Annotated in this window: 12 protein-coding genes; 5 read left to right on the top strand and 7 right to left on the bottom strand. The window is 60.6% G+C overall.

Features of this window, described 5'->3' with window-relative positions; translation table 11 throughout:
* The first annotated feature begins 48 nt into the window (after positions 1-48).
* Both gad and gadC read left to right on the top strand, forming a co-directional pair.
* Entirely contained in the window at positions 49-1428 is a 1380-nt protein-coding gene (gene gad, locus F7P80_RS01410; protein ID WP_151042237.1) for a glutamate decarboxylase, read from the top strand.
* A gap of 68 nt (positions 1429-1496) precedes the next feature.
* Positions 1497-3041: a glutamate/gamma-aminobutyrate antiporter gene (gene gadC, locus F7P80_RS01405; protein ID WP_077344420.1), complete on the top strand. Its 1545-nt coding sequence runs from the start codon at positions 1497-1499 to the stop codon at positions 3039-3041.
* A gap of 67 nt (positions 3042-3108) precedes the next feature.
* Here the strand turns inward: gadC and F7P80_RS01400 are convergent, their stop codons facing one another.
* From F7P80_RS01400 to F7P80_RS01385, 4 genes are all read right to left on the bottom strand, one after another.
* Entirely contained in the window at positions 3109-4761 is a 1653-nt protein-coding gene (locus F7P80_RS01400; RefSeq protein ID WP_151042234.1) for a Na/Pi cotransporter family protein, read from the bottom strand.
* 236 nt (positions 4762-4997) lie between these two features.
* Entirely contained in the window at positions 4998-5531 is a 534-nt protein-coding gene (gene lspA / locus F7P80_RS01395) for a signal peptidase II (RefSeq protein WP_054065096.1), read from the bottom strand.
* Positions 5532-5662: 131 nt separating this feature from the next.
* Positions 5663-8518 carry an isoleucine--tRNA ligase gene (gene ileS / locus F7P80_RS01390; protein WP_077344419.1) on the bottom strand — a complete coding sequence of 952 codons (2856 nt, stop codon included), beginning with the start codon at positions 8516-8518 and terminating at the stop codon, positions 5663-5665.
* Between the two features lie 102 nt (positions 8519-8620).
* Positions 8621-9655 carry a bifunctional riboflavin kinase/FAD synthetase gene (locus F7P80_RS01385; RefSeq protein ID WP_054065098.1) on the bottom strand — a complete coding sequence of 345 codons (1035 nt, stop codon included), beginning with the start codon at positions 9653-9655 and terminating at the stop codon, positions 8621-8623.
* A 160-nt stretch (positions 9656-9815) separates the two neighbouring features.
* Here F7P80_RS01385 and F7P80_RS01380 point away from each other — a divergent pair, with 160 nt between their 5' ends.
* Entirely contained in the window at positions 9816-10427 is a 612-nt protein-coding gene (locus F7P80_RS01380; RefSeq protein ID WP_054065099.1) for an HNH endonuclease, read from the top strand.
* Positions 10428-10480: 53 nt separating this feature from the next.
* A complete protein-coding gene (locus F7P80_RS01375; RefSeq protein ID WP_054065100.1) occupies positions 10481-11428 on the top strand; it encodes a bestrophin family protein in 948 nt (315 codons plus the stop codon).
* Between the two features lie 96 nt (positions 11429-11524).
* Here F7P80_RS01375 and F7P80_RS01370 read toward each other — a convergent pair whose 3' ends face one another.
* The 3 genes from F7P80_RS01370 to F7P80_RS01360 all read right to left on the bottom strand — a co-directional run bounded on the left by F7P80_RS01370 (position 11525) and on the right by F7P80_RS01360 (position 14612).
* Positions 11525-12643, bottom strand: coding sequence for an acyl-CoA dehydrogenase family protein (locus tag F7P80_RS01370; protein ID WP_151042232.1), 1119 nt, complete (start codon positions 12641-12643; stop codon positions 11525-11527).
* 15 nt (positions 12644-12658) lie between these two features.
* Positions 12659-13840: an acyl-CoA dehydrogenase family protein gene (locus tag F7P80_RS01365; RefSeq protein ID WP_151042230.1), complete on the bottom strand. Its 1182-nt coding sequence runs from the start codon at positions 13838-13840 to the stop codon at positions 12659-12661.
* A 124-nt stretch (positions 13841-13964) separates the two neighbouring features.
* Positions 13965-14612 carry a YceH family protein gene (locus tag F7P80_RS01360; RefSeq protein ID WP_054065103.1) on the bottom strand — a complete coding sequence of 216 codons (648 nt, stop codon included), beginning with the start codon at positions 14610-14612 and terminating at the stop codon, positions 13965-13967.
* A 21-nt stretch (positions 14613-14633) separates the two neighbouring features.
* Here F7P80_RS01360 and purN point away from each other — a divergent pair, with 21 nt between their 5' ends.
* Positions 14634-15215, top strand: a complete 582-nt coding sequence (purN, locus tag F7P80_RS01355; protein ID WP_151042228.1) for a phosphoribosylglycinamide formyltransferase — start codon at positions 14634-14636, stop codon at positions 15213-15215.
* The last annotated feature ends 2 nt before the right edge of the window (positions 15216-15217 follow it).

Below are 15217 nucleotides of genomic sequence, written 5' to 3'. Positions count from 1 at the left end.
AAAATCTTTGCTATGTGCAAACTTGATGTTGAAAGAGAGAGGTAATAGATGGCGCAAAACCTGAATGACGATATTTATGCATCGCGAGAGCTGCTCTCGTCGTTGCCCAAAAAGCGTTTTCCAGAAAACGAGCTCAATGGCCGCAATGTGTTCAGCGCCGTACGTGACGAGCTGATGCTGGACGGCAATTCGCGCCAGAACCTGGCCACCTTCTGCCAGACCTGGGTGGATGACTATGCGCGCGCCATCATGGACTTGTCGATCGACAAGAACATGATCGACAAGGACGAATACCCCCAGACCGCGGAAATTGAAAGCCGCTGCGTGCACATGCTGGCGGACCTGTGGAATTCCCCTTCGCCCGAGACCACGCTGGGCTGCTCCACCGTCGGTTCTTCGGAAGCGGCCATGCTGGGTGGTCTGGCCCTGAAGTGGCAGTGGCGCAAGAAGCGCGCAGCGCAGGGCAAGTCCACCGACCGCCCCAACATGGTCTGCGGCCCCGTGCAGATCTGCTGGCACAAGTTTGCGCGCTACTTTGATGTGGAAATCCGCGAAGTGCCGCTGGAAGGCGATCGCATGATCATGAATCCGGACGAAGTGCTCAAGCGCGTGGACGAAAACACCATCGGCGTGGTGCCCACCATGGGCGTGACCTTTACCTGCCAGTACGAGCCCGTCAAAGCGATTCACGATGCGCTGGACAAGCTGCAGCAGGAAACCGGTCTGGACATCCCCATGCACGTGGACGGCGCCAGTGGCGGCTTCCTGGCGCCCTTCTGTGCTCCTGAAATTGAATGGGACTTCCGCCTGCCCCGCGTGAAGTCCATCAACTCCTCCGGCCACAAGTTTGGTCTGGCACCACTGGGTGTGGGCTGGGTGATCTGGCGTGAAGCCAAGGATCTGCCCGAAGAGCTGATCTTCAACGTCAACTACCTGGGCGGCAATATGCCCACCTTTGCGCTGAATTTCTCGCGCCCCGGTGGCCAGGTGATTGCGCAGTACTACAACTTCCTGCGCCTGGGCCGTGAGGGCTATACCAAGGTGCATGGTGCCTGCTATGACACCGCCATGTATCTGGCCAAGGAAATTGAAAAGCTGGGCGACTTCAAGATCATCTTTGATGGCAACCCCAAGCACGGCATTCCTGCGCTGGCCTGGACGCTCAAGAACCCCGATGCCATCAACGGCTACACCCTGTATGACTTCGCGGACCGCCTGCGCAGCCGCGGCTGGCAGGTGCCTGCCTACTCCATGCCTGCCAACCGTGAAGACCTGGTGGTGCAGCGCATTCTGGTGCGCCACGGCGTGAGCCGCGATCTGGCCTCCTTGCTGATTGAGGACATGAAGCGTGCGCTGGAGTACTTCAAGGCACACCCTGTCTCCAACCCGTTGACGGAAAAGGAAGCAGGTGGATTTAGCCACCGTTAAACGCTAGTCCTGGCATGCCTGTGGAGATTGCTTCCCGGCATGCCATTTTTTTATCCGGCGGAGGACTTATGGCCACAGCGCAAGCATCAAACGCAAAAAATCAGCTCAGTCTGATCGGTTTTTTTGCCATCACCGCATCCATGGTGATGGCGGTCTATGAATACCCCACCTTTGCCACCTCGGGCTTTAGCCTGGTGTTCTTCTTACTGCTGGGCGGGCTGCTGTGGTTTGTGCCACTGGGCCTGTGCTCTGCAGAAATGGCGACGGTAGAAGGCTGGGAAGAAGGTGGCGTTTTCTCCTGGGTCTCCAACACGCTCGGCGAGCGCTGGGGCTTTGCTGCCATCACCTTTGGCTATCTGCAGATTGCCATTGGCTTTATCCCCATGCTGTATTTCGTGCTGGGGTGCCTGTCATACATTTTGAAGTGGCCTGAACTCAATACCAGCCCCGTGCTCAAGACCATTGGCGGGCTGGTGATTCTGTGGCTGCTGGCCTTCACCCAGTTCGGGGGGACCAAGTACACCGCCAAGATTGCCAAACTGGGCTTTTTCGCAGGTATTTTGCTGCCTGCCGCCATTCTGGTGCTGCTGGCTATCAGCTACCTGTCCAGCGGTGCAACACTGCAGATCAAGATGGACGCTGCCAGCTTCTTCCCGGACTTCACCAAGCTGGGCACGATGGTGGTGTTTGTAGCCTTTATCCTGAGCTACATGGGCGCGGAAGCTTCGGCCACCCACGTCAACGAGATGAAAAACCCCGGGCGTGATTATCCGCTGGCCATCATCTTGCTGATGGCGGCAGCCATTGTGCTCAGCTCTATCGGCGGTCTGTCTGTGGCTGCGGTCATTCCGCATGCCGAGATCAATCTGTCCGCTGGCGTGATGCAAGCCTTTGAAGTGCTGATTGGTCAGTTTGGCCCCGGCGTGGAGTGGACCATCCGCATCATTGCTACCTTGCTGATGCTGGGAGTGCTGGCTGAGGTTGCTGCCTGGATCGTAGGCCCCTCGCGCGGCATGCTGGTGACGGCGCAGCGTGGTCTGTTGCCCAAGGCGCTGAGCCGCGTGAACAAGAACGGTGTGCCCGTGGCACTGGTGATCAGCCAGCTGGTGATTACCACCGTAGCGCTGATTGTCTTCACCAACACAGGGGGCGGCAACAACATCTCCTTCCTGATTGCGATGTCGCTGACCGTGGTGATCTATCTGTGCAGCTACTTCATGCTCTTCCTGGGCTATATGCACCTGGTGTGCAAGCAACCTGAGAAAAAGCGCGCCTTCAACGTGCCTGGAGGCAAGACCTTCAAGCTGCTGATTGCCGGTGTGGGCTTCCTGGTTTCACTGTTTGCCTTTGTGATCTCTTTTGTGCCCCCCAGCTCTTTGCCGGGCGCACATGGCATGGACGTATACGTCAGCAGCCTGGTGGTGAGCTTTTTGATTGTTGCCGCCATTCCTTTCATTCTGTATGCCGTGCATGACAAGCAGGGCCAGAAGCTGAATGCGGATCTGGAGCACATCAAGCCACACACCATCCATAGCGACCACTTCTTTATCCACCCTCGTGCACGCAGCACACACCATGTGATCGTGGATGGCGTGAACACCACGCACTCATAAGAGCAGATCTGAGCTGCCAGCAAAAACGCCCACTTTTCAGTGGGCGTTTTTTTGTTCAGTGGCTGGTTCAGCCCTTTTGCTCACGCAGACGGCTGGGAGCCAGGGCGCCAGCCTGCTCGAGGATGGGGTAGGCCACAGAGCACAGCAGGGAGTTGATGCGCTTGAGGTCGCTGATCATGTCAATGTGCAGCGAGCTGGTTTCAATGCTTTGCACCGTGTTGTCATACAGGCGGCCCAGGTGGGTGGCAGAGTAGGCCAGTTCCAGATCACGAAAGCGTACTTTTTCTTCCAGCAGCTTCTGTGCATCGCGCACATTGCCGGTCAGGAACACGCTCATGGCCAGACGCAGATTGGAGACCAGATGCTCGTGCAGGCGGTTGATTTCCTCCAGGCCCGCCTGTGAGAACTGGCGGCCCTTCTTGATCTTCTTGTCTTCCAGGTCCTGCAGCACGCGCTCGATCAGGTCACCCACCTGCTCCATATTGATGGTGAAGCTGATGACTTCCGTCCAGCGGCGGCCTTCATGCTCGTCCAGCTCCTCACGGGAAATCTTGGTCATGTAGTACTTGATGGCGGAGTACAGATCGTCCACTTCGTCATCCAGCTTGCGCAGATGCTCCGACAGCTTCTGGTCGTCGCTCATCCACACTTTCTGCAGGCCCAGCAGCATGGCTTCTACCACATCGGCCTGGTGCAAGGCTTCGCGCGCGGCGCAGGAAATAGCCAGCGAAGGTGTGCTCAGGGCCGACACATCCAGATGGCGTGGGCGAGAGGTGGACAGCGACGCTTCTTCCTCCTGCTGTGGCAGGATTTTCTGCACCATCCATGCCACCTTGCCAGTAAAGGCAATGCACACCACGGCCACAACGGCGTTAAAGGCCAGGTGGAACATGACGACCTGGCTGGCCAGATCTGGCAACAGCTGGGAGGCATAACTTGCCCACAGGCCAGTGAGCGGCACCATCAGCAGCACGCCAATGATCTTGAAAATCAGATTACCCAGGGGCACCTGGCGGGTCTGTACATTGGCCTTGAGGGTGGTGATCACGGCCAGCAAGCCGCTGCCCAGGTTGGCACCAATGACCAGGCCCAGTGCCACATCCACGGGAATGCCGCCAGACGCTGCCAGGGTTGAGACCAGCAGCACGGTGGCCAGGCTGGAGTAGCAGATGATGGCCAGAATAGCGCCGGTGAGCACTTCCATGGTGATGTCGCTGGTCAGTGCTTCCAGCAGGGTCACCATGACGGGGCTTTGCGTGAGCACCGTGGTGGCCTCATTGATCAGCCGCAGGGCCAGCAGCATCAGCCCCAGACCAATCAGCACCCGGCCCACGCGGCCTGCAGTTGTGTCCTGGCGTGAAATAAACAGCACCACGCCGGTGAAGATACACAGTGGCGACAGCCAGGACAGGTCCAGCGAAAACACCACAGCCATCACGCTGGTGCCCACGTCCGCACCCAGCATCACGGCCAGCGCTGCGGTGAGCGACACCATGCCCTGCCCCACAAAGGAGGAGACGATGAGCGCCGTGGCCGTGCTGGACTGCACGATGGTGGTGACACCAATCCCCGAGAGTACCGCGCGCAGGCGGTTGCTGACCCCGCGCGAGAGAAATTCACGCAGATTGGCACCAAAAACACGCAGCACTCCGGTGCGTACCAGCTGTGTGCCCCAGACCAGCAGGGCAATGGCGGCTAAGAGATTGAGTAAATGCTTCATGGATCAGACGATGACGCCAAGGAATATACCCTTGAGGCTGCCAATCGCGCTCTCAGGGCCGGCCCATCACGCACAAGTAGGTGCGGAATAAAGAAAACAATCGAACCAAAACGAAAATATCAGATTCTATTGAAACGAAAATTTTCGGGGCGACTTTTTGGAGCACATGCACGGAGCATGCCCAAGAAAAAGCCCACCGCGAGGGTGGGCTGGCTGTAGCTGGGTCTGGGGGCTGTTTAGGCAGCAGTGTTTGTCCGCTTGGCACGTCTTGCGCGCAGAATTTCGTCCAGGATCAGGCAGGCGGCGCCCACGCAGATGGCAATGTCGGCCACGTTGAAGGCCGGGTAGTGCCAGCCGCCGAGGTGAAAGTCCAGAAAGTCCACCACATAGCCGTGCTGCAGGCGGTCAATCACATTGCCCAAGGCACCGCCGAGGATGGAGGCAATGGAAAAGCAGAAGAACTTCTGCTGGGGGTGTTTGCGCAGCTGCCAGATGATGAGCACGGTGGCAATCACGCCAATGCCGACAAACAGCCAGCGCTGCCAGCCGTCATGGCTGGCCAGAAAGGAAAATGCTGCCCCTGTGTTGTGGGCACGAACCAGGTTGAAGAAGCTGGTGATGGGGGCCCAGTCACCATATTCAAAGATGTTCAGAATCCACTGCTTGGTGATCTGGTCCACAAAGATCAGCAGCGCGGCCCAGATCAGCCAGGGCCAGTAGGCCGGTTTGCGTGCTTGCAGGTCGGTGGTGGGCGCTGGGGTGCTGCTCATGGCCAATCTTTACAGTGAAAGCGGTTTGCAAATAAAACAATAGCTGCTTGCGCTTGTAAATACTTGGTTTCAGATAGTTTTCATATTGAAACCAAGCAAATACAGGCGCTAACAGCTCATCTTTTTAAGGCTCAGGCCTTGGTGCGGACTTCACCTTCGCCGTGCAGGTTGCTGTCGCAACGGCCGCACAGGGTGGGGTGCTCGGGGTTGACGCCCACGTCTTCGCGGTAGTGCCAGCAGCGCTCGCACTTGGCGTGTTCGCTGACCTTCACCGTGGTCTGCAGTGCGTCACCAGCCACAGCATTGGCTGCCGAGGTGATGAACACAAACTTCAGGTCATCGCCCAGCGATTGCAGCAGGGCGAGATCTTCTGGCTCGGCGGCCAGCGTTACTTCGGCTTGCAGCGATGCGCCAATCTTGCCTTCGGCACGCACGGTTTCGATGTCCTTGTTCACCACGTCACGGATGTCGCGCAGGCGCTTCCACTTGGCCAGCAAGGCTTCGTCGCCTGCGGGCAGGTCGGTGAACTTCTCCAGGAAGATGGAGTTGCTGTTGCCAAAGATCTTCCAGGCTTCTTCGGCCGTGAAGGACAGGAAAGGCGCCATCCAGCGCAGCAGCGCATGGGTGATCTGGTGCAGTGCGGTCTGGGCCGAGCGGCGGGCCAGGCTCTTGGGTGCGCTGGTGTAGAGGCGATCCTTGAGCACATCCAGATAGAAGCCGCCCAGGTCTTCTGAGCAGAACAGCTGCAGCTTGGCAACCACGGGGTGGAACTCGTACACGTGGTAGTGGCCGAGGATTTCCTTTTGCAGCTCGGCCGCACGTGCCAGCGCGTACTGGTCGATTTCCAGCAGCTGCTCGTAAGGTACGGAGTCGGTAGCAGCGTCAAAGTCGCTGGTGTTGGCCAGCAGGAAGCGCAGGGTGTTGCGGATGCGGCGGTAGGCGTCCACCACGCGGGCCAGGATCTTGTCGTCAATGCCCAGGTCGCCCGAGTAGTCGGTCGAAGCCACCCACAGGCGGATGATTTCCGCCCCCATTTTGTTGGACACGTCCTGTGGCGCCACGGTGTTACCCAGCGACTTGGACATCTTCTTGCCCTGGCCGTCCACCGTGAAACCGTGGGTCAGCAGGCCGCGGTAGGGCGCGCGGCCGTAGATGGCAGAAGCCAGCAGCAGCGAAGAGTGGAACCAGCCGCGGTGCTGGTCGTGCCCTTCGAGGTACAGGTCAGCCTCGGGGCCGCTGTCGTGGTGGTGCTCAGGGTGCGAGCCACGCAGCACGTGCCAGAAGGTGGAGCCAGAGTCGAACCACACTTCCAGAATGTCGGTGCTCTTGGTGTAGTGCTTGGCTTCTTCGGCACCCAGAATTTCTTCGGTGGTTACGCGGCTCCAGGCCTCGATGCCACCTTGCTCGATCATGTCGGCCGCCTGGTCGATGATCTCCATGGTGCGGGGGTGCAGAGCGCCCGTGTCCACATGCAGGAAGAAGGGGATGGGCACACCCCAGCTGCGCTGGCGCGAGATGCACCAGTCAGGGCGGCCTGCGATCATGTCGCGCAGGCGGGACTTGCCGTTTTCGGGGTAGAAGCTGGTTTGCTCAATCGCTTCCAGCGCGATCTGGCGCAGCGTCTTCTCAGGCTTTTGCGCGGGGTCGGTAAACACGCCTTCGCCTTCGTCCATACGGATGAACCACTGGGCGGCCGCACGGTAGATGACGGGCGTCTTGTGGCGCCAGCAGTGGGGGTAGCTGTGGGTCAGGCCTGTGGTGTCCATCAGGCGGCCAGCCACCTTCAGGGCATCCAGAATCACGGGCACAGCCTTCCAGATGTGCTGACCGCCGAACATGGGCAGGTCAGCCGCATACACGCCGTTGCCGGTCACGGGGTTCAGGATGTCCTTGTACTCCATGCCGTTGGCCACGCAGGAGTTGAAGTCGTCCACACCATAGGCAGGGGCCGAGTGCACGATACCGGTACCGTCTTCGGCCGTGGCGTATTCGGCCAGGTACACGGGCGAGATGCGGTCAAAGCCCTTGTCCACGTGTGCCAGCGGGTGCTTGAAGGGCATGTGGTCCAGCTTTTCGCCCTTGGCGGTGGCAACCACGGTGCCTTCGATCTTCCAGCGGGCCAGGCACTTTTCGACCAGAGCGGAAGCCACGATCAGCAGGCCGCGCTCGGTGTCGACCAGGCTGTATTCCAGATCGGGGTTGACGTTCAGCGCCTGGTTAGCAGGGATGGTCCACGCAGTCGTGGTCCAGATCACCACAAACGCTTCTTTGGAAAGCTGAGGCAGACCGAAAGCTGCAGCCAGCTTGGCTGGATCGGCTGCGGGGAACATCACGTCCAGCGTCTGCGACTGCTTGTCCGCGTATTCGATTTCAAACTCGGCCAGCGAGGAGGCGCAGTCAAAGCACCAGTACACGGGCTTCAGACCGCGGTAGACAAAGCCTCGCTCCATGACTTTCTTCAGCGCACGCAGCTCATTGGCTTCGTTGGCGTAGTTCATGGTCTTGTAGGGGTGGTCCCAGTCGCCCAGGACGCCCAGGCGCTTGAAGTCCACCATCTGCTGCGCGATCTGCTCGGTCGCGAAAGCGCGGCTCTTGGCCTGCATTTCGTCGCGGGGCAGGTTGCGGCCATGCAGCTTTTCGATGGCGTTCTCAATCGGCAGACCGTGGCAGTCCCAGCCGGGTGCATACAGCGCGTCATAGCCTTCGAGCTGGCGGCTCTTGACGATCATGTCCTTGAGCACCTTGTTCACGGCGTGGCCAATGTGGATCTTGCCGTTGGCGTAGGGGGGGCCATCGTGCAGGATGAACTTGGGCGCACCACGACGGGCGTCACGCAGCTGCTTGTAGACGCCTTGCTCGTCCCATTCCTTGGCCCAGTTGGGCTCGCGCTTGGGCAGATCGCCGCGCATGGGGAAGGGGGTATCGGGCATGTTCAGCGTGGCGCGATAGACGGACGCTTCGGGCTTGTTCGATTTTTGGTCAGACATGGGGGAACCTTGAAAGCAGGGCTGCCAAGCACAGGGCCGGGCGAAAAAAGCGGGGTGGAGCACCGAGCGCAATGTCGGCGCTCGAGCTGACGAAGGCGAGCGTCAAATTCGGTCGCGCGTGGTCTGGCGACGGGTTTCTGTGTACGTGGCGAAGAACGCGCGTGCGTCATCGCAGTCCTTGGCGATGCCCTGGGTCAGGGCTTCCAGACTGTCGTATTTCAGCTCGTCGTGCAGTTTGTGCAAAAGTTCCACGCGGATGATTTTACCGTAGGCACCTTCGCTACCCAGCTCGGATGGCCAATCCAGACAATGCGTCTCCAGCAGCACGCGGCCGCCGTTCACGTCATTGGGGTCCAGGGAAGGGCGCACGCCCAGATTGGCCACGCCGCGCAGGGGGGCATCGGCAAGGCCATGCACCAGCACGGCAAAAATGCCCTGGGCGGCAGGCTTCCAGTGGTTAAAGCGCAGATTCAAGGTGCGAAAGCCGTCCAAGGCGCCTGGGGTAGTCTCGGCCAGCTGGCGACCCAGCTTGCGGCCATGGACCACGTGGCCGGAGATGGTGTAGGGGTGGCCCAGCATCTGTGCGGCCAATTCCATATTGCCATCTGCCAGTGCGGCACGCACGGTGGTGCTGGACACGCGCTCGCCATGCACCTCATAGCTGTTCATGCGGGCCACATCAAAGCCCAGGCGCTGTCCGGCGGCGTCCAGCATGGCGTAGTCGCCTGCGCGCTTGGCACCAAAGCGGAAGTCATCGCCCACTAGTACATATTGCGCGCCCAGGCCTTCGACCAGCACTTCCTGGATAAAGGCTTCGGGCGACTGGCTGGCCAGGATGTCGTTGAAAGGCAGCACCACGACCTGGTCTACGCCGCAGAACTCCAGCTGGGAGAGCTTGTCGCGCAGCGTGCCCACGCGTGCAGGGGCCAGTTCGGGTTTTTTGAATTTCTCGGCGAAGTAGTCGCGGGGGTGGGGCTCAAAGGTCAGCACGCAGGTGGGAATGCCGCGCTGTGCGGCTTCACCCGCCAGCAGGGCCAGCATGGCCTGATGGCCTCGGTGCACGCCATCAAAGTTGCCGATGGTGACCGCGCAATTTGGTGCTAGCCCCGGGTGTTTGAATCCGCGAAAAATCTTCATTTGATTGCTTTGGTTTTTATAGCTTGAAAGCCCACAGAAATAAATCGTGGTGGCAGTTTGTCACCGAAAGCAAGTATATTGTGATGCAGATGCATGGCGCGCCAAGCCCGGCTCTGGTCTGAGGTGCAGCCATCCTCTGCTTGTGCAAGGAGGCCTGAACGTGAGAGTCTTGAAGCTGTCCGCCCACGGTTTGCCACAGTCCTGGATCACCCTGGAAGAAGCGGTGCTGCACTACGCTGCGGACGATGTTCGCTGGACCATGGGTTCCACCATCGCCGTATTTCGCGGGGGGCACAACGCGCGCACTGGCCTGCAGTCCAGCATCGAGGTGCACAGCATCATTGGCACACGCGGCGTGCCACGCATCAACCCGCACGAGATGGAGCCGGGTCTGAGCAATACCAAGCTGTTTGCGCGTGACCGCAATGTCTGCGCTTACTGCGGCAAGGTGTTTCATGCAGACGAGCTCACGCGCGAGCACATCATTCCGCTGTGCCAGAAGGGGCAGACGTCCTGGATGAATCTGGTCACGGCCTGCCGCTCCTGCAACCACCGCAAAGGTCCCCGCACCCCTGAGCAGGCACGCATGCCGCTGCTGTATGCGCCTTACGTTCCCAGCATCTGGGAAGACTTCATCCTGCGCAATCGCCGCATTCTTGCTGACCAGATGGAGTTCCTGCGCATGCACGTGCCCAAGACATCGCGTCTGGCGCAGGACCTGGTGCTTGACAAAGACCATGCGCCCGAGTTTGAAAATTTCAGTAATGCCTGAAATGGGGTAGGGCGCATGGTGAAATCGCCGGTTTTCTTCCGCCAAGCTACACCATGATCGTGCACGAGCGCCCTTCTGGGCTGACCCTGTTTCTCATTCTGAGAGGGTCTGTGCTACAGCGCATCCGCTGGAAACTGAGCCTGAACATCCTGCTGGCCGTGCTGGTCACGCTGGCTCACGGTTATCTCTTCGATATCAAGATCACCGTCACCACCATTCCCTTTTCGCTGATTGGTCTGCCGCTGGCCATTTTTCTGGGCTTTCGCAACAACACCGCCTATGACCGCTATTGGGAAGGGCGCAAGCTCTGGGGTGACATCAACATCCGCGTGCGCGTGCTGGCGCGCCAGTGCCTGAGCCTGATTCGGCTGGACCAGCCGCTTGACCCCAACAACCGCGAAGGTGATGTGCGCGTGCGCGTGATCCACCGCGCACTGGCCCATGCCCATGCGCTGCGTGCCCAGCTGCGCCACCACATGGACGACCGCGCTGTGGAGCGCTGGCTGACCCGGGACGACTGGGACAAGGTGCGCAACCTGCCCATGGATTACCGGGGGGACGCCATCATCCAGGCCAATGCCAACGACCTGGCGCAGTGCGTACGTGACGGCCAGATTGACTCCATCAGCTACAACAAGATGGATGAGACGTTGACTTTCATCACCTTTGCTGCCGCCTCCTGCGAGCGCCTGCGCTACACGCCCATTCCGTTTTCCTACACCTTGCTGCTGCACCGCACGGCGCATCTGTACTGTTTCCTGCTGCCCTTTGGCCTGGTGGATGTGACCGGCTTTATGACCCCGTTTGTGGTCGGCATCGTGGCCTATACCTTCTTTGGGCTGGATGCGCTGGGTGACGAGCTGGAAGAGCCTTTTGGCACGGACAACAACGACCTGCCGCTGGACGCCATGTGCCGCACCATGGAGCGCAATGCCTTGCACCTGCTGGGCGACACAGACATTTCTCCGCCCATGCAGCCGGTAGACAGCCGTCTGACCTGAGCCGCGCCCAGCATGGGGTGCACCCTAAAACAAAGGCCACCGCGAGGTGGCCTTTGTGCTTTCTGCGTTCTGTGCGCTGGTACGTGCTGTGGCTGCTCAGGCTTCGCCTACGCCTGCAGTCTCCAGCATGCGGGCAGACACTTCGCCGAGGTGGTGCAGGGTGTCGCCGTAGGTCATTTCCAGTTGCGTGAGCTTTTTGAACTGGTGGCTGACGATGTACTCGTCCGTCACCCCAATACCGCCATGCAGCTGCACGGCCTGCTGGCCCACATAGCGCATCGACTGGCCCAGCTGCACACGGGCACGGGCCATGGCACGGCGGCGCTGCTCGGCAGGGGTCTCCAGCATCAGGCTGGCGTAGTAGCTCATGGAACGGGCCAGCTCCAGCTGCATTTTCATGTCGGCCAGACGGTGGCGCAGGGCCTGGAAGCTGGCAATTGGCACGCCAAACTGCTTGCGCTGGTTGAGGTAGTCGGCCGTGATGCGCAGCACTTCTTCCATCACGCCCACGGCCTCGGCGCAGACGGCGGCGCTGCCCACATCCACCGCCAGCTCCAGCGCCGCCAGCCCTTCGGTGGTGATCAGCGTGGCGGGGCTGCCATCGGTTTCCACCTCAGCGGCGCGGCTGCCGTCCTGTGTGCCATAGCCACGGGCGCTGACACCGGGCGCGCTGCGCTCGACCAGGAACAGGGCGATCTGGCCATCCAGCTGTGCGGGAACGAGATAGGCATCGGCCTGATCGCCCGCAGGTACTATGCTTTTCTGAGCGGTCAGTGCATAACCATCGGGCGTTTGAGAGGCTTTAGACTCACAAATGTCCAGTCTGTAGCGCGCTCGGCGCTCCTGATGTGCGAGCACGGCCAGCGCTTCGCCACTGGCAATACGCGGCAGCCATGCGGCCTGGACGGCTTCGCTGCCGAACTGGCTGATGACGCGTGCGGCCAGAAAACTTTGCGCCAGCGGCTCCAGCACCATGCCACGGCCCATTTCCTCCATGACCACCATGGCTTCTACGGCGCCCATGCCCATGCCGCCATGGGCTTCCGGCACGTTCAGTGCGGTCAGGCCCAGTTCGGCCAGGGCGTTCCAGCTCTCGCGCTGAAAGCCCCCCGCCTGTACGGCAGCGCGGCGGTGTTCAAAGGTATAGGCTTTTTCTACCCAGCGGCGTGCGGCTTCGCGCAGCTGCTGCTGGTCATCGGAAAAATCGAAATCCATTGCTGTATCTCCTTCTCAGCCCAGCAGCGTCTGCGCGACGATGTTGCGTTGCACTTCGTTGGAGCCACCGTAAATCGTGGTCTTGCGGAAGTTGAAGTAGGCCCCCGCCAGCGGCGCATTGCCGACGATGCCACCGGGGAAATCGCCCTGCCAGCCGGGGTAGAGCGCTTCCTCGATCAAGGGCAGGCTGTAGGGGCCTGCGGCCAGCATCATGAGTTCGGTGTAGCGCTGCTGGATTTCGCTGCCCTTGATCTTGAGCAGGCCTGCAATGTCCAGCGGGTTCTTGCCGCTTTTCTCGGCCGAGAGCACGCGCAGCACCAGCATTTCCAGCGCAATGATGTCCACTTCCAGCAGGGCAATCTGGTCACGGAAGCGGCTGTCCTCCCACACGCCTTCCTGCTTGGCAATGCGCTTGAGATGCTCCAGCTCGCGCTTGCTGCGGTTGACGTCGGCAATATTGGTGCGCTCGTGGGCCAGCAGGTGCTTGGCGTAGGTCCAGCCCTTGTTTTCTTCGCCAATGAGCTGGTCGGCAGGTACTTTGACGTTGTCAAAAAACACCTCGTTGACCTCGTGCTCGCCATCCAGCAGCTTGATGGGGCGCACGGTCACACCGGGGCTTTGCATGTCAATCAGCAAAAAGCTGATGCCGGTCTGCGGCTTGCCTTCGGTGCTGGTGCGCACCAGGCAGAAGATCCAGTCGCCGTACTGACCGAGCGTGGTCCAGGTTTTCTGGCCGTTGACGATGTAGTGGTCGCCCTGGCGCTCGGCGCGGGTCTTGAGGCTGGCCAGGTCCGAGCCGGAGCCGGGCTCGGAATAGCCCTGGCTCCACCAGACTTCACCGCTGGCAATGCCGGGCAGAAAGCGTTGCTGCTGCTCGGGCGTGCCATAGGCCATGATGACGGGGGCCACCATCACCGGGCCAAAGGGCACGATGCCAGGGGCACCGGCTTTGGCCAGTTCTTCGGCAAACAGGTGCTTTTGCACCGCATTCCAGCCGGGGCCGCCAAACTCCTTGGGCCAGCCATGGGCCAGCCAGCCTTGTTTGCCCAGGGTCTTGGCCCAGCCTTGCAGGTCTTCGCGGCTCAGGCGCAGGCCACTGCGCACCTTGTGCGCCAGTGTCTGGTCCAGATGGGCATTGATCCAGGCGCGTACTTCTTCGCGGAAGGCCTGTTCTTCGGGCGTAAATGCCAAATCCATGCGTTGCTCCTCTTGATGGCGTGCCGGCGCTGATATCCGGCTGCCTCTGAGAGCTTGCGCCCCTGCGGCCTGATACGCCACAGGGGGAATGCGGAGCAACTGTCGCCTAGGTGCCTGATGTGCGTCAGTTGTTCATGGCATCCAGCAGCTGCTGCACCTGGGCTTCCAGTGCCTGCACGCGGGCTTCCAGCTCGGCCATGCGTGCGTCCTGATCGGCATTGGCCGGGGCGCTGGCTGCCACAGCAGGTACGGAAGGCGCACCGCACAGCAGTTGCGCCCAGCGTGCCTCGCGTGCGCCCGGTGCCTTGGGCAGCAGCTGCACCAGCGGGCCACCTTTTTCTTCGCTGCGCGATTGCAGCTCGTCCAGAAAGGCTTCCACCGAGCCGGTGTCGGCAAATTTGTGCCAGCGCTCGGCATTGGTGCGCAGCTCAGCCGCCGTCTGCGGGCCGCGCAGCATCAGCAGGCCCAGCAGGGCGCTGGCCTGGCTGGGCACGCCAAAGACGCGCTCAAAGTTGTGCTCCCAGCGCATGGCACGTTGACCGCTCACTTCCATCACAAGGGAGCGCTCGCGCAGGCTGTCCAGCGCGCTGAGGATCTCGGCCTCACTGAGGCTCATCACCGGGTCGCGGCTGGTCTTCTGGTTGCAGCCGCTGGCCAGACTGTTGAGTGTCATGGGGTAGCTGTCCGGCACGGTACGGGCTTTTTCCATGAGCGTGGCAAGCACGCGTGCTTCGGTCGGGGACAGCGGGTGTTTGTGGAGGTCAATGGTCATGGCAGGGATAATCGCGGGGCAATGAAAAACATCGTGATTTTGATCTCAGGCGGCGGCTCGAACATGGCAGCCATTGTGAAAACAGCCCAGCAGGAAAACTGGCAGCAGCGCTATGGTGCCCGTGTGGCCGCTGTGATCAGCAACAAGGCTGATGCCAAGGGGCTGGTGTTTGCCAAGGAACATGGCATTGCCACCGAAGTGCTGGACCACAAGCAGTTCGACAGCCGTGAGGCCTTCGACGCCCAGCTGGCCGAGGTCATTGACCGCTACGAGCCCGCACTGGTGGTGCTGGCCGGTTTCATGCGCATTCTCACCTCCGGCTTTGTGCAGCATTACGCAGGCCGCATGGTGAATATTCACCCTTCGCTGTTGCCTGCATTCACTGGCCTGCATACCCACCAGCGTGCGATTGAGGCGGGCTGCAAGTTTGCGGGCTGCACCGTGCATGAGGTGACGGCGGAGCTGGACGTCGGCCCGATTCTGGACCAGGCTGTGGTGCCTGTGCTGCCGGACGATACGGCCGATACGCTGGCCGCACGCGTGCTCACGCAGGAGCACATCATTTATGCACGCGCCATTGCCGCGTGGCTGGAAAAGCACTGAGG

This window comes from Comamonas kerstersii (assembly GCF_008801935.1).
In the GTDB taxonomy this organism is placed as follows: Bacteria; Pseudomonadota; Gammaproteobacteria; order Burkholderiales; family Burkholderiaceae_C; genus Comamonas; species Comamonas kerstersii.
The sequence above is the reverse complement of the archived record's forward strand: the minus strand, read 5'-3'. Positions and strand labels throughout refer to the sequence as shown.

Excerpts from the sequence above, each read along its gene's own strand:
- gadC (WP_077344420.1), top strand. The coding sequence starts at position 1,497 with ATGGCCACAGCGCAAGCATCAAACGCAAAAAATCAGCTCAGTCTGATC.
- F7P80_RS01370 (WP_151042232.1), bottom strand. The coding sequence starts at position 12,643 with ATGGATTTCGATTTTTCCGATGACCAGCAGCAGCTGCGCGAAGCCGCA.
- F7P80_RS01360 (WP_054065103.1), bottom strand. The coding sequence starts at position 14,612 with ATGACCATTGACCTCCACAAACACCCGCTGTCCCCGACCGAAGCACGC.
- F7P80_RS01400 (WP_151042234.1), bottom strand. The coding sequence starts at position 4,761 with ATGAAGCATTTACTCAATCTCTTAGCCGCCATTGCCCTGCTGGTCTGG.
- F7P80_RS01385 (WP_054065098.1), bottom strand. The coding sequence starts at position 9,655 with ATGAAGATTTTTCGCGGATTCAAACACCCGGGGCTAGCACCAAATTGC.
- lspA (WP_054065096.1), bottom strand. The coding sequence starts at position 5,531 with ATGAGCAGCACCCCAGCGCCCACCACCGACCTGCAAGCACGCAAACCG.
- ileS (WP_077344419.1), bottom strand. The coding sequence starts at position 8,518 with ATGTCTGACCAAAAATCGAACAAGCCCGAAGCGTCCGTCTATCGCGCC.
- purN (WP_151042228.1), top strand. The coding sequence starts at position 14,634 with ATGAAAAACATCGTGATTTTGATCTCAGGCGGCGGCTCGAACATGGCA.
- gad (WP_151042237.1), top strand. The coding sequence starts at position 49 with ATGGCGCAAAACCTGAATGACGATATTTATGCATCGCGAGAGCTGCTC.
- F7P80_RS01365 (WP_151042230.1), bottom strand. The coding sequence starts at position 13,840 with ATGGATTTGGCATTTACGCCCGAAGAACAGGCCTTCCGCGAAGAAGTA.
- F7P80_RS01375 (WP_054065100.1), top strand. The coding sequence starts at position 10,481 with ATGATCGTGCACGAGCGCCCTTCTGGGCTGACCCTGTTTCTCATTCTG.